We start from the raw sequence: 14,443 nt of genomic DNA, 5'->3' as shown, positions 1-14,443 counted from the left end.
AGTTCCTAGTTTCTGATGATGAAACCCCCGATTTCTAATAGGGGGGTTACATTTGGCAAAATGGCAAAGTCCAACCCTCCTCATTCCTTGTAAGAGTTGGGATTGCGAATTTTAGAAAGTGTGTCACTTTGGCAAAAAAAGTGTGTCACTCATAAAAAAGGAGGTGTCCCCATGAATGGATAAAATCAGCCCATTCAATCTTAAGAAATTTCGTCAAGAAACAGGCATGAGCCAAAAACAATTTGCAGAAGCGGTTGACCTACCTACTAGAACCTATCGCTCCTACGAAGCTGGCGAAAGAGGATTGAGCATTGAAAAGTTCCGTGACCTAAAAGCCAAACTAGGCTTTCATAGAGATCATGAAAAGCAAAGTTTGCGTGCTCGGATTGACTACTTGCGAATCTCTTTTCCTGCTCTACGTGACTTAGAGTCTTTCTGTAAAAACTTTCTCTTCTGTCATCTGAGCGAATTTAGCGCTCAGGAGACACGGCTCATGAACTACACCCATCTTTGGCAACGAGGCAATATCTGGATTTTTGATTTCTTTGATAAAGCAGAAACCAAAGATTACCAATCCTGTCTTCAACTATCAGGGCAAGGGTGCCGTGAGTTGGAAGTACTCCTAGAATACAGGGGAATCACTTGGCAGGCCTTCCTTCAGAATCTCTTCTATGCTTATGAGGATTGCCGAATTAAGAGGTTAGATATTGCTCTAGATGAGCTCTATAAGGGCTTCGGAAAAGAAGATCAACAGATTCATCTACCTAAGTTGATTGAGAAGCTCTACGCAAAGGAAATTGTCCTCAACACCTTTCGGAAATGGAATGTAACAGGGGGCGGTTCTTTTATTGACAATGAGGATATGGAAGCTAATCATGGTTTGTCCCTCTACTTTGGATCAAGGCAAAGCCAACTCTACTTTAACTTTTACGAGAAACGCTATGAACTCGCCCGTCAAGAAAATATCTCCTTGGAAGAATCCTTGGAGATTTTTGGTATTTGGAATCGCTACGAACTTCGCTTTTCAGACCAAAAAGCACAAGGAGCTATCGAGGAATATATCAACGGTGTAGACCTTGGGGAAATCGCCCGTGGGGTTATCAATAATGAAATGCAAGTCTATGATGGAATCAATCAATTTGGAGCTTATAAGCCTGACCAGAAATGGCAACAACTTTTTGGTGGGGTAGAACCCTTGAAACTCTCAACCAGTCCCCAACCCTACTCTATTGAACGAACCATCCGCTGGCTGACCTATCAAGTAGCGAACTCTCTTGCTTTAGTTTCAGAAGCTGATCGTATCATGCAGACCGAATATATGAAGATGATACAAAATAGCGGGGAAATTACAGATCGTGGGAAGGCAATGTTAAAACTACTCAAAGCTAGTAAACATTATGAACATTAGAAAGGAAAACAACCAATGGAATACAAAGTTGAGATTAATTCACTAGAAAACTTTAAAGCTTGGTCAGGCGGATTAACAACTCTAAACACTGTTCGTGAACGTGGAGGATTGGATACCCTCACCATTATTTGTGAAGATATCTTCTGTGGGGATATCCCAACGGAAACTCAAATCAATGATTGGCTATGGTTTGATTCTGATTTTATCTTCCAAGCACTTGGCTATGATGATCTTCTAGAGGCTTCTTAAATTGCTTAAGAAAATCTATCAAGCAGACTTCTTTCTCTTACCTGAAAAAGAGTTTTGGCATTTCTACATTCTTTTAAGAAAAGGAAAGGAGTTCTACTATGAATGTGCTGGAAGATGCACCGAAAAGGAACCAAATTCTAAAGGCCTCTATAGCTACGAACATGCTTGCTTCACCTTAGAGGGACAAGTTCTTTCTCTCAATCAAAAGATGCGTCCCTCACTGATTGCTTACATCCAACAAACCATCAAGCAAAATCAAGAACAATTTAGAAAGGAACTCGAAATGGCAACAAAAACAACCTTCACCCGACAAGTAGAACAAGTCGCTAATGAATTAGGCGAATGTCTCAAAAAGAAAGATTATAAAGAATCTTGGACAAAAGCAGGTGAATTAAATAGCTTGCTGAAAAAAGAAGAAGCAAAGACTTTAGCTCCCCAATTACTGGAACAACTCCAATACGAGCTAAAAGGCTATTACTTTATCAATTCAGAAATGGAAAAACTTAATAAACGATTCTATGCAAAAGGAACCAAACTTATTGAGTTAGCCCAAGTGTAACAGGAGGAACTATGGACAATTTAAAATCCTATCTCTCAAAGGTGAGGCAATTTCTAGAACAATTTAAAAAGGTTGAACAGAAAAAGAAACCTCCAAAACTTAAAACCCTCACCAAAAAACATGTTAATCTTGCTGTAGTTGGCGGAACTTGCTGCCTTCTCTTTATTGGACTCATGGGTTCCATTCGAGCTATCACTCTATCCAATCAGGTTTCAAGTCTAAAAACAAGCATTGAAAACTTTGAAAAGGAAAAAGCAGACTCCCCTTCAACTACTAGGCAATATGACTACCGTCTACAATACTATCTAAACGATTTTGTTTATGCTTACTTTACCCTCTCACAAGAAAATAATAAGCAAACCGAACAAATTAATCATCTGAATTCCTTTTATGGTGCCCTTCCTGACACCAAGTCACAAGGGCAAGTCCGAAACCCTAGCGAGGTGATTTATTCGCAACTCATCACTGTAACAGATAAAGTGGCAACCTACCGTGTCAAATACAAGGAATGGATCAAAAAGGACAACAACACCGAGAAAAAGGAAATCACAACAGGATTTAATATTCCTTTTGAAGAAGTTAATGGTAAATATCGTATCGCTGGTCTACCTTGGTTCTCAAGTCTTGACTCCTCACAAGCAATTCCATCTTCAAAAAACGAGCAATTGACCCTGTCAGCAACTGATCGTCTATCGGAGGATGAACACAAGAAAGTAGATAAGTTTTTAACTGTCTTTTTCACCAACTACACTACAAATCAAGACAATCTGAATTTGATTGCTAAAGATATTTCTGTAGTCGCAAATACTACCTTTAAAAGTATTGACTACACCTATCTAAAAGAAGATGGAGAAAAGCTCATCGCAACTGTTCAAGTTACTTTTGAAGTAGGGGCTTCAACTCATTCAGAGAATTTCACTCTCACTCTTACTCAAAATAACGGGACATACTTTGTAGATGAGTTAGCCCACACCATCCCTATTAACTACGCAAAACAAGAAAAATAAAGGAGAACAACATGAACACAGAAAATCTACGAGCCTTCCTACAAGGAGATGCTGTTTGGGTACTAGGAGCAATTGCAGTCCTACTTGCAGTTAAAGCTTGGCGCAATAGCTCTTGGATCCAGCTTTTTTCAGTAGTTTGTTTTTATGCTGTCATTGTCTCACTCACAAAAGGACAAGACATTCTAAAAGCTTTTGGCTGGTTCCTTCGTCTCTTTGGGATTGAAACAGGACTCTAACTATGAAAGATGAAAAACTGTATGATTACGCCAAGGGGCTTAACGCCCCTTATTGGATTCAAGAGATAAAAACTAAAAAAGGCACTCGCATTTGGTACTTTGCTACTCCCATGCAACTGTCTTTTTTTATAGTCTTTATTATTGTCTTGGTGGCTATGCTCTTAGCCGGTGGTTTTATCCTTGTTCCTCTAGCTAAAGCCACCCACTCGATTTCATTAATTCTCTACTGGTTTATCCCTTATAAGCTAGCAAAATTTTATACAGAATACGAACCACATGGAAAGAAAATGCATCTTTTTCTAGCAGATTACCTAATCTACTGTTGGGATTTTAAACTCAATAAAAAAGCAATCTACCATGAAGATCGTATTGAACCGGTTGAAGAAATCGTCTTTGAGAAAACAAACCTTTAGAAGGGAGGAACTATGTCTCTAACACTAACTTATCCCATTCTACAAACTCATGACAATCTTGTCTTGAAACGGGATCGGTCAGTAATGGCCTACTACCGTATTCCGAATACCCCAATTACCATAACGGATGACGGACGGAAAAATAAGCACAAATTAACCGTTGCACAAATGATGAAGAAACTTCTAAAAAATCAATATTTTGAGGTTTCCCTCATTCCTAAGGATTATCTTCTAGAGGAAAAATTAAAGGACTTCTCAGAAGCGCTAGCGGATGATAGTAGAGAGCTCGGTGAAGAACTCCTCCTCTACACCGTTGACCATTTAACAAATGAAATGGAAATCCCTTATCAATTTGATTGGGTTATTGGAGTTAACCTAAGAAAACAAAATCATGGGCAAACAATCAAAGAATTAGCCCTTGAAAGCCTAACTGATTTTTCCGAAAAAATCGCTCAGGGGTTTGGCTACGAATATGAACTCGCTGAAAACTGGTATGAGGACTACTGTGCAGATGAGTTTACCATTTACCAAGCCCTCGCTCCCTTACGAGCAAAAGCCTTATCGGATGAGGAATTGTTCTACTACCAACGGATGCAATATCTCCGCTATATTCCCCACTACAAAAAGGAAGTCCTCGCCAATCGTTCCCAATTTAACATCACGGATACTCTAATCAAAGTTACCAAGGGTGGCTTTTTAAAACTAGAAAGTCCTTATGGTTCTTCTTTTGTTACCATTCTTCCTGTTGGAAAATTTCCTATTCAGTTTAACGGCTTTCATCTAGGAGAATTTGTCCAACGGCTTAACTTCCCAGTTGAATTGCGTATTAAGGCAGAATTTATTGATAACAATAAAATCAAAGGGAAAATGGGACGATCCAATACCCGCTATCGCAATATTATGGAAGAGGCAGAAAATACTGATACTGTCCAACAAGATGAAATCATCATGGGGTCACTTTCTCTAAAAGACTTAATGAAGAAGGTAGGAAATAAGGAAAATATCATCGAATATGGAGCTTATCTTATTGTATCTGCCTCCAGTATTGAACAACTACGACAACGTAGACAAGTAGTTCTCAATTACTTTGATGATATGGGCGTTGAAATCAGTGAAGCTAGCCAAGATGCACCCTACCTTTTTCAAGCCCTCCTCTATGGTCAGCATCTTCAAAAGAAAACGAGAACTTGGACTCATATGGTAACTCCTCGTGGTTTCTCAGAACTGATGCCCTTTACCAATAGCTCTTCAGGAAATCGGATTGGCTGGTATATCGGACGAGTAGACAACTGGACAGGGCGTTGGGATTCGATTGAAAAAGCTATCGAATCCTCCAAAAACATTGTTCTATATAATGCCACTGTCGGAAACAAAGAAGATATCGCTGGTAAAATCACTAAAAACCCACACATCATTATCACAGGTGCTACTGGACAAGGAAAATCCTTTTTGGCTCAGATTATTTTCTTGAGCGTTGCCCTGCAAAATGTCAAAACCCTCTACATTGACCCGAAACGAGAACTCAGAAATCACTACCAACAAGTGATTCACTCGCCTGAATTTGCTAGGCTCTACCCTGAACGTAAGAAACAGATTGAAGCATTTAACTTTGTCACTCTTGATAGCTCGCTACCATCTAACCACGGGGTTTTGGATCCCATCGTTGTTCTTGAGAAAGAACAGGCAGTCGAAGTCGCAAAAAATATGTTGGAATTTCTCCTGCAAGCTGTAGATGATGTTACCATGGATCAAAAGACAGCCATTACAGAGGCTATAAACATCATTGCAGAGAAAAGAGAGCAAGGTCAAGCTGTTGGATTTAAACAGGTCTTAGAACACCTGAAAATGGACGAGAAGGATGATATTGCTTCTGTGGGACGTTATCTAACTTCTATTGTCACGAATTCCATCTTGGAACTTGCCTTTTCAGATGGAACCACTCAAGGACTCAACTACGATTCCCGAGTCACCATTCTAGAAGTTAACAACCTTAAACTACCTAAAGATAATTCCACAAAGATTTCCGACCACGAAAGAAATTCTATTGCTCTCATGTTTGCGCTTGGTGCCTTTTGTACCCATTTTGGAGAGCGCAATGAAAATGAGGATACCATCGAATTTTTCGATGAAGCATGGATTCTGATGAAATCCGCAGAAGGAAAAGCCGTTATAAAAAACATGAGACGTATTGGGCGTTCAAAAAACAATACCCTTGCACTCATTACTCAATCTGTACATGATGCTGAAAATGACGATGACACGACGGGCTTTGGAACCATATTTGCTTTTTACGAAAAGTCAGAAAGAGAAGATATTCTTCATCACGTCAACCTAGAAGTCAACGAACAAAACCTAGAATGGATTGATAATATGATTTCAGGGCAATGTCTCTACTATGACGTCTATGGCAACCTGAACATGGTTTCTGTTCACAATCTTTTTGAAGATATTGACATGCTACTAAAACCTATGAAAGCAACAGTTTCTTCAAGTCTTGAAAATAAATACGCTAGTTAGGAGGTGAAACCATGCAAGAAGCTTTTGAGAAATTAAAAGGCGTTGATATTTTTTCGCTCAAGTCCTATATGGAGCCAACTGGGTTCGGTTCCTTTAACGGTGCATGGGTAATGATTAATGAAATCTTCGTCAATTTTTTCTTTTTCCTGCTCAATGCCATTGTCGGTTTCTTCTCTCTTCTCATTCGTATCTTAGAACAAGTGGATCTCTACTCCGCCTACAAGACCTATGTCTTTAACGGTGCAAGTTCTATCTGGGAGGGATTCACGACTTCAACCACTAACGGAGTTGGAAAAGATTCCCTCATTTCAATGTCCTTACTTATTCTTGGGATTTATCTATTTTATCAATACTTCTTTTCTAAAGGGAGTTTCTCAAGAACGGTACTTCATGTCTGTTTAGTAATTCTCTTAGGATTTAGCTACTTTGGAACAATCGCAGGAACTTCAGGCGGACTTTATCTGCTTGATACCATCCACAATGTTTCAAAAGATGTCTCCTCAAAAATTTCCAAAATTGAAGTCAACTATGATAAAAATAAGTCAATCAAAATTGGCGATTCAATGGCTGATAGCTATATTGCTGAAACTTCCTATAAAGCCTATATCTTTGTAAACACTGGTCAAGAAAACGGCAAATACAGGAATAGTCAAGATGGAAAAGAAGAGGAATTTGATAATAGTAAAGTATTAGGTACTTCTGATTCAAACGGAAACTTTACAGCAGTAAAAGCGAAAGAGCGCTCTGACTATCTAGATAAAATCGGAAATGGTGCTAATGAAGATGGCGAAAAGAACCGCTGGGTTTCTGCGATGCCTGACTTCATCTTTATTCGTATGTTTTATATCATCTTTAAAATTGTAGAAGCCATTGTTTTAGCTATCCCAGTTATATTGATTCAAATTCTAAATATCCTTGCTCAAGTTCTAGTTCTCATGATGATTTTATTATTCCCAATTGCTCTTCTTGTTTCCTTTATTCCTCGGATGCAGGATTTGATTTTTGGGGTTCTTAAAGTCATGTTTTCGGGCTTAGCTTTTCCAGCAATTACTAGCCTCTTAACACTATTCATCTTTTACATTGAACAATTAGTTGAAAACTTGGTAACGTCTGGCTTCGATGATATTTTGAAGACTCTCCCTTCTCTCCTACTTTTTGGACTCGTCTTTAAACTCTTAGTTTCTGTTGCTTCTAAAGCCATGATTTTTTTCCTCCTTTGGAAATACAAGGCAGAAATTATTCAGTTTGTTCTTGGTTCTAAAGCTCGTATGGTAGCAAATGATATCGGAAACAAGGTCACAGAAACGGTTAGCCAAACAAAGGAATTAGCTTCACAAGTACCAACTAAGGCTCTTTCATCTGCTCAAGGACTAGGTAATTTTGTCCTTTCTAGTGCTGGATACGGAGTTGGGGCAGTCATGAATGCAAGGAGCCAATTCCAACAAGTTGGGTCATTCTTTACTAGCAAGCAACCAGATGAGGAAGAGCATTTACCACCCATAGAAACAGAGCAAGTACAAGAAGATGGGGCTAAATTATATCCTAGGGTTCAGCATAGCACGAAACAACAAGGAAAAACACTTTCGTCTAACTTTGCACCAATTTCGCAACCAAACAATGAAAAAGTCACCCCAGAAGAAGAATTTGAAACTCTCAAGGAAGAATGGATTTCTCCTATCAAGCAATACCGTATCAATCGTATAGAGGCAAAACTAGAAGATTACAAAGATCCTCAATCCATGTTTAAAGCGCAAGGTTCAAACGCCTTTACCCGTGCATACAGAAAAACTATGACAAGGGATGATAAAATCAAGGCTAATATTGAACGCAGAAACAGACTAACCGAGAGACTAAACCAATTACGAGGAGAAGCAAATGAACACAAAAATTCGTTCTAAAACCTCATTCCCAAGAGTTCTAGAAGATACACTCTATCAAGCCTATCAAGAAGGAAAACGCTCAGTCGATTTCCTTCTTTTATTTCCAGTAAAGGATACTGAAAGAGAAATGATTATCTCCCAAGTAAAAGCACATACAATTGTCTTAGATGCCAAATGGCGTTTTGGAACAGTACTCTTTACTGCCTATATTCGTTATTAAGAAGAGGAGGGTTTATGAAAAAAATCAAATGGTTTCTCATCCTTGGTCTCCTCCCTCTACTCATGCCGATTCTTGTTATTCTCATTCTTGCCTCTGCCATGGCTGGGGGATCCATTGGTGGAAATTCCAACATTCAAAATGGAGTTACCTATTCTGAACACTGGTCAGACGGGGACGCCTACACACATAATCTATTAGTTCATCGTTACGGAATCAAGGCTTCGCAATTAGATGGATTCCTAAAAACTCTAGGAATCAACTATGATTCAAGTCGCATCAATGGGACAAAATTGCTAGAGTGGGAAGCCAAGTCAAATCTAGATGTTCGAGCGATACTTGCGATCGCATTGAATGAAAGTTCACTAGGAACTGCTGGGGTTGCGACAAATCCAGGAGCCAATATGTTTGGATATGGAGCTTTTGACTCCAATCCTGAAAATGCCAATAACTTCAATGATGAGGTTGCCGTAGTCGCTCTTACCCAACAAACTATCATTGGCAATAAAAATCAAACCTTCAAAATCCAAGACGACAAGGCAAAGAAGTTAGCTTCTGGCACTTTGAATACTGCCGTTGATGGAGGGGTCTACTTTACAGATACTTCTGGTTCAGGAAAAAGAAGAGCTGAAACCATGCAAAAACTGGATACTTACATTGATGAAAACGGAGGAACCCCAGAAGCACCTAAACAAACTACAGGTAAAACAAGAGACGGTGGCGGTGTTACTTCAAGCGATGTTCCTGAAGGATATAGTCTTACCCAAGCTATTGATACTACTAACTATATTGCAAGCTCTTATCCATGGGGGCAATGTACTTGGTTTGTCTATAACCGTGGAAAAGAAGTTGGTGTCAGCTTTGACCCTTATATGGGGAATGGTAATCAATGGATGGAAAAACCAGGTTATACAACTACAAATACACCAACCGAACACTCTGCCTTATCCTTCTCATCGAGTCAAGCTGGCGCTGACCCAATATATGGACACGTAGCCTTTGTGGAACAAGTAAAATCAGACGGTTCCATTTTAATCTCTGAAAGTAACTATAAGGGGCTTGGGATTATATCTTATAGAACTTTTGATGCAGAGACAGCAAAACAGTTTACTTATGTAATTGGAAAATAGAAAGGAGAAAATATGTTAGTACAACTACCCGAAGAACAAACTCAAGAAATTCAGCAAATGATTGCAACACTAATCAAAGATGAAATCCATCACTTTAAAGAGGATATTGGAGTAGACAGCCCCTTCTTGAATAAAAAGCAGACTTGCAATTATTTAGGAATATCTAATAATACCTTAGATATTTGGATCGCAATGGGGCTACCCTATATTCGAATTGGAAAGTCTATTCGTTTCAACAAGGATAGTATAAATCAATGGATGACACGATTAGAAATCAGCGCATAAGGAGAAAAAATGGGTATTTCTAAAACAAATAATGGATCATATAGACTTAGGGTGTATATACCTGATGAAGTCCAGGGAAAACTGGGGTTAGGAAGACGATATGAGAAACGGTTTAAAACCCGAAGAGAAGCTAAAGAAGCTGAAATAAAGTTAACTATTGATATTGAGAATGCTAGATTGGGTAGAGTCCCTGTTAATTCAAATAACAAAGGTAATATCTTATTCAAAGACTTTTATAAAGATATTTGGCTGGAACCATACAAAGCAGGTCAAACTACCACTACACTAAAACCTCCTACTAAGGCAACAGTATTTCAAACAGAAAATATATTTAGGCTTCATATCATTCCAATTTTAGGTAATTACTCAATAGAACATTTGATTAATAATAAACAACTTGTACTATCACTACTTACTCCAAAGGCAAATAGTTATGCTAATTTCAAGGTAATTAGGAGCTATGTAAATTCTGTTTTCGATTGGGCTGAGGAGCTTGAATATATTCCATCAAATAAACTCCGAAAAACAATTAGTAGAATTAAAGCAAATAAAAAAATTCTCCTTAAAGAGAGTAAACGTGAAGAAGATCTTTCTCTCGATAAAGAGGAGCTAAAATTATGGTTACAAGCTTTTGACACTGATTTAAAGGAAGGAATCATTGACCTAAAAGACTACACTCTCTTTTATACTACCTTCTTTTTATCTGACCGAAAATCAGAAAGTTATGCTTTGCAATGGAAACACATCAATTTTTCAACCGGAGAAATACTTATAGAACAAGCTTTAGATCGTTTTGGTAATGTAAAATCAACTAAAGGAAACAAAAAAACTCTTTTTAAAGCACCAACGGAATTAATGGAGCTTCTAGCAAATTGGAAAGTTAAACAACAAGAAGAACTCAAACTTTTTGGACTGAGGCAAACACAAAAACAGTTTGTTTTTACATATAATAATCGGACTAATAACATTAATCTTCCCCTCCATGTCGACTATCTGAACTATAGAATGAAATCAGTTAGACATAGACATCCCGAATTAGCTCCTGCATCTCCTCATAAATTGAGACACACAGGTGCCACTCTAGCAAAATTAGCTGGAGTTTCGCTTGAGGAAATTTCTGAAGCGCTAACCCATAGTGACAAGGAAATTACAAAGACCTACGTCAACACTAAAGATAAAGTTAATCAGACCGTAGGTGATATTGCATTTCGTAGCTTAAAAAATTGATGGGGTGAATATGGGGTGAATTTTGGGGTGAACTTTAGATTTTTGAAACAAAAAAGACATCCAAGAGAAAATTCTTGAATGTCTGTAAACGTTGATATAATCGTATTGATTAACGTTTTGAGAATTGTGATGCTTTACGAGCTTTCTTAAGACCTGGTTTCTTACGTTCAACTTTACGTGAGTCACGTGTAAGAAGTCCTGCGCGTTTCAATGAATCGCGGAAGTCTGGGTCTACTTGAAGAAGGGCACGAGCGATACCGTGACGGATAGCTCCTGATTGACCAGCGTATCCACCACCTACAACGTTAACGAAAACGTCGTATGAACCTACAGTTGAAGTAACTGCGAATGGTTGGTTGATAACAAGACGAAGGTCAGCGTGTGGGATGTACTCTTCAACATCTTTTTTGTTAACAGTGATTTTACCAGTTCCTGGAACAAGGCGAACGCGTGCAACAGCGTTTTTACGACGTCCAGTACCTGCATATTGTGCTTGTGACATACTTTATTGTTCCTTTCCTTAGATAAGTCCTGAAATATCAAGAACTTCTGGTTGTTGTGCAGCGTGAGTGTGCTCAGCTCCAACGAATACTTTCAATTTCATACCTTGAGCGCGACCAAGAGTATTGTGTGGAAGCATACCTTTAACTGATTTTTCGATCAAACGTACTGCATTTTTAGAACGAAGTTCACCAGCAGAGATTTGTTTCAATCCACCTGGGTGGTTTGAGTGAGTGTAGTAGATCTTATCAGTTGCTTTTTTACCAGTCAATTTAACTTTTTCAGCATTGATAACGATTACGAAGTCACCTGTATCAGTGTGTGGTGTGAATGTTGGTTTGTTTTTTCCGCGAAGTACGCTAGCAACAACTGCTGAAAGGCGTCCAAGAGGTACATCAGTTGCGTCAACAACGTACCATTTGCGTTCTACTTGGCCTGGTTTAGCCATGAATGTAGTTTTGTTCATGATTTCTCCTATATGAATATCGTTTTTGTTTACAGGGCGGATGTTCCGGTCCGCGGGGTATTTGAAAGGTTCCGGGGCCTTACAAATGGGGTAAACAATACCGTCTACTATCATACCAAATTTCACTACTAAAAGTCAATAGATATGAAAAATATTTTTGCCGATTTCAGTGTTTAACATCTAGAAAAACCTCGCTTTTGCGAGGCTTTCCTATTTATAAGCTAAGGCACGTTTAAAGGTTTTCCAGATTCCCAAATCATCTGTTTGAAGGACTAGACTAGCATACATGCGTCCGATAAAGGCTGTTGCAGTGACTGCAAAAACAACCGTTATGGCAAGCGAAATCCAAGCTTCCAGACCACTGGCATACCCATTTATAGCTCTAAATGGCATAAAGAAGGTCGAGATGAAAGGAATATAGGAACCAATTTTCAGAACTAAATTGTCCCCAGCAACACCTAGAGAGGTCACACCGACAAATCCTGCTATAATCAAGATCATCAATGGCGACAAGGCCTTTCCTGAATCCTCAGGGCGAGAAACCATAGAGCCTAGGAAGGCTGCTAAAACAACGTACATAAAGAGACTAACCAAGACAAACAATAAGGTATTGAGCGAGAAGGCCTCTCCTAGATGATTTAAAATTCCAGATTGTGCCAAGATAGGGATATCTTTAAAGAGCAGAATAGCAGCCAGCCCACCCACGACGTAAATGCCAATATGAGTCAAAATCACAAGAAGCAGAGCCAGCATGCGAGCGTAGAAATAATGACTTGCTCGGATACTAGAGAAGACCACCTCCATGATTTTGGTTCCTTTCTCGCTAGCCACTTCCTGAGCAGTGACACTAGCATAGGTAATCAAAATCATATAAAGGAAGAAGCCAAGCCCTGCGGCAGCAATGGTTTGAACAATTTTTTTGTTTTCCTTAGATTCATCAATCTTCTCAGTAAAATCAACGGTTTGACTCAGACGTTTTTCCTGTTCTTGAGACAAATTGGCTGCCGAACGATTGAGTTGGTATTGCAGTTCGTTTAACTTATTGGTTACTGCTAGTTTGATGCCTGTTTCAAGAGAAGTTTCACCATGATAGACGGCCTTGAGGACACTGTCCTCTTGGTCAATGGTTAGGTAACCCTTGATTTTCTCATCCTTGATAGCAGCCTGGGCACTGGCTTCATCCTTATAATCAAAGTTGATACCATTGGTACCCTTGAGCCCTTCTTCCACAGATGGCACAGTTGTTACTACTGCTATCTTGCTATTCTTGGCCATAGAAGACCCTTGGAGAAAGCCGATTCCTACAGATAAGGCTAAAAAGAGGAACGGCGAAATCACCATAAAGAAGAAACTCCACGACTTGACATGTCGAAGATAGGTTTCCTTCATTACAACCCACATATTTCTCATACTTCCACCCCTGATTCTAGTTTAAAGATTTCATCGATTGTTGGAGCCTGTTGGTCAAAGGTCGCAATATATTGACCTTGAGTGAGGATGGGGAAGAGTTCCCTTCCAGCACTTTCATCATCTAGGATCAATTTCCAACTACCTTGCTTGGTCAAGCTCACCTGTTTGACGTGAGGAAGTTTTTCCAATTCTTCCTTGCTTTGTTCACTTGAAACAAAGAGACGTGTTTTCCCATATTGATTACGGACATCCTGAACTGGTCCATGCAAGACCACACGCCCGTCACGAATCATCAGAATATCATCGCAAAGTTCCTCAACGTTGGTCATGACATGGTCAGAAAAGATAATGATTGCACCGCGCTCTTTCTCTTTTAAGATGACCTGCTTGAGCAACTCAGTATTGACTGGATCCAAACCACTAAAAGGCTCATCCAAGATAATCAAGTCTGGCTCATGGATTAGGGTGATAATCAGCTGAATTTTCTGCTGATTCCCTTTGGAGAGGCTCTTGATTTTGTCGGTCAATTTGCCCTTCACTTCCAATTTTTCCATCCATTGAGGGAGTTTTTCCTTGACTTCCTTAGCATCCATACCTTTTAGAGTCGCCAGGTAGCGAACTTGCTCAAGGACTGTCAACTTGGGCATGAGACTGCGTTCCTCAGGCAGATAACCAATCCGTGCATAGGTTTCCTGACGAATCTCCTGCCCATCCAGACTGATCTCTCCTTGATACTCCAAAAATTTCAACATACTGTGGAAAATCGTTGTTTTCCCAGCACCATTCTTCCCGACCAAGCCCAGAATCCTTCCTGGACTTGCCTGAAAATCGACACCAAACAAGACTTGCTTGGGACCGAAACTTTTCTCTAGATTTCTTACTTCTAACATTTTCCACCTCCGAGATATGTTGCACTTATTATACTCCTTTTTGATAGC

16 protein-coding genes are annotated in these 14,443 nt (G+C 39.3%); 12 read left to right on the top strand and 4 right to left on the bottom strand.

Annotated elements, in window-relative coordinates:
• The first annotated feature begins 175 nt into the window (after nt 1-175).
• From GMD5S_RS0203400 to GMD5S_RS10710, 12 genes are read left to right on the top strand one after another with little or no spacing between them, the layout of a single operon-like run.
• The gene (locus GMD5S_RS0203400; RefSeq protein WP_000357954.1) at nt 176-1,408 is read left to right on the top strand and encodes a replication initiation factor domain-containing protein; all 1,233 of its coding nucleotides are present in this window, start codon (nt 176-178) and stop codon (nt 1,406-1,408) included.
• 15 nt (nt 1,409-1,423) lie between these two features.
• Nucleotides 1,424-1,657: a hypothetical protein gene (locus GMD5S_RS0203395; RefSeq protein ID WP_000456036.1), complete on the top strand. Its 234-nt coding sequence runs from the start codon at nt 1,424-1,426 to the stop codon at nt 1,655-1,657.
• A gap of 1 nt (nt 1,658) precedes the next feature.
• On the top strand, nt 1,659-2,216 hold the full coding sequence (locus tag GMD5S_RS0203390; RefSeq protein WP_000914000.1) for a hypothetical protein: 558 nt from the start codon (nt 1,659-1,661) through the stop codon (nt 2,214-2,216).
• 11 nt (nt 2,217-2,227) lie between these two features.
• Nucleotides 2,228-3,223: a conjugal transfer protein gene (locus GMD5S_RS0203385; RefSeq protein ID WP_000369354.1), complete on the top strand. Its 996-nt coding sequence runs from the start codon at nt 2,228-2,230 to the stop codon at nt 3,221-3,223.
• An 11-nt stretch (nt 3,224-3,234) separates the two neighbouring features.
• Nucleotides 3,235-3,459: a TcpD family membrane protein gene (locus GMD5S_RS0203380; RefSeq protein WP_001091060.1), complete on the top strand. Its 225-nt coding sequence runs from the start codon at nt 3,235-3,237 to the stop codon at nt 3,457-3,459.
• Nucleotides 3,460-3,461: 2 nt separating this feature from the next.
• On the top strand, nt 3,462-3,872 hold the full coding sequence (locus GMD5S_RS0203375; RefSeq protein WP_000650966.1) for a conjugal transfer protein: 411 nt from the start codon (nt 3,462-3,464) through the stop codon (nt 3,870-3,872).
• A gap of 12 nt (nt 3,873-3,884) precedes the next feature.
• Nucleotides 3,885-6,389, top strand: a complete 2,505-nt coding sequence (locus GMD5S_RS0203370) for an ATP-binding protein (protein WP_000059963.1) — start codon at nt 3,885-3,887, stop codon at nt 6,387-6,389.
• Nucleotides 6,390-6,400: 11 nt separating this feature from the next.
• Nucleotides 6,401-8,287, top strand: coding sequence for a hypothetical protein (locus GMD5S_RS0203365; protein ID WP_001154553.1), 1,887 nt, complete (start codon nt 6,401-6,403; stop codon nt 8,285-8,287).
• Complete coding sequence (locus GMD5S_RS0203360) at nt 8,265-8,489, top strand: hypothetical protein (RefSeq protein WP_001092959.1); 225 nt, start codon at nt 8,265-8,267, stop codon at nt 8,487-8,489. Before GMD5S_RS0203365 ends, GMD5S_RS0203360 begins: the two co-directional genes overlap by 23 nt.
• Nucleotides 8,490-8,503: 14 nt before the next feature.
• Nucleotides 8,504-9,616, top strand: coding sequence for a CHAP domain-containing protein (locus GMD5S_RS0203355; protein WP_000721540.1), 1,113 nt, complete (start codon nt 8,504-8,506; stop codon nt 9,614-9,616).
• 12 nt (nt 9,617-9,628) lie between these two features.
• Complete coding sequence (locus GMD5S_RS0203350; RefSeq protein ID WP_000960974.1) at nt 9,629-9,901, top strand: helix-turn-helix domain-containing protein; 273 nt, start codon at nt 9,629-9,631, stop codon at nt 9,899-9,901.
• 9 nt (nt 9,902-9,910) lie between these two features.
• Nucleotides 9,911-11,128: a tyrosine-type recombinase/integrase gene (locus GMD5S_RS10710; RefSeq protein WP_000512969.1), complete on the top strand. Its 1,218-nt coding sequence runs from the start codon at nt 9,911-9,913 to the stop codon at nt 11,126-11,128.
• A gap of 109 nt (nt 11,129-11,237) precedes the next feature.
• On the opposite strand, the gene rpsI is transcribed toward GMD5S_RS10710, so the two are convergent.
• The 4 genes from rpsI to GMD5S_RS0203325 form a co-directional block, all read right to left on the bottom strand.
• Nucleotides 11,238-11,630, bottom strand: a complete 393-nt coding sequence (gene rpsI / locus GMD5S_RS0203340; RefSeq protein ID WP_000075973.1) for a 30S ribosomal protein S9 — start codon at nt 11,628-11,630, stop codon at nt 11,238-11,240.
• Nucleotides 11,631-11,648: 18 nt separating this feature from the next.
• The gene (rplM, locus tag GMD5S_RS0203335) at nt 11,649-12,095 is read right to left on the bottom strand and encodes a 50S ribosomal protein L13 (RefSeq protein ID WP_001044624.1); all 447 of its coding nucleotides are present in this window, start codon (nt 12,093-12,095) and stop codon (nt 11,649-11,651) included.
• Between the two features lie 210 nt (nt 12,096-12,305).
• A complete protein-coding gene (locus tag GMD5S_RS0203330; protein ID WP_001245393.1) occupies nt 12,306-13,505 on the bottom strand; it encodes an ABC transporter permease in 1,200 nt (399 codons plus the stop codon).
• Entirely contained in the window at nt 13,502-14,395 is an 894-nt protein-coding gene (locus GMD5S_RS0203325; RefSeq protein WP_000895260.1) for an ABC transporter ATP-binding protein, read from the bottom strand. The genes GMD5S_RS0203330 and GMD5S_RS0203325 overlap by 4 nt, the downstream gene beginning before the upstream one ends.
• Nucleotides 14,396-14,443: the final 48 nt, after the last annotated feature.

It is taken from the genome of Streptococcus sp. GMD5S (genome assembly GCF_000298715.2).
GTDB lineage: Bacteria > Bacillota > Bacilli > Lactobacillales > Streptococcaceae > Streptococcus.
This window is presented reverse-complemented; position numbering and strand designations above follow the sequence as displayed.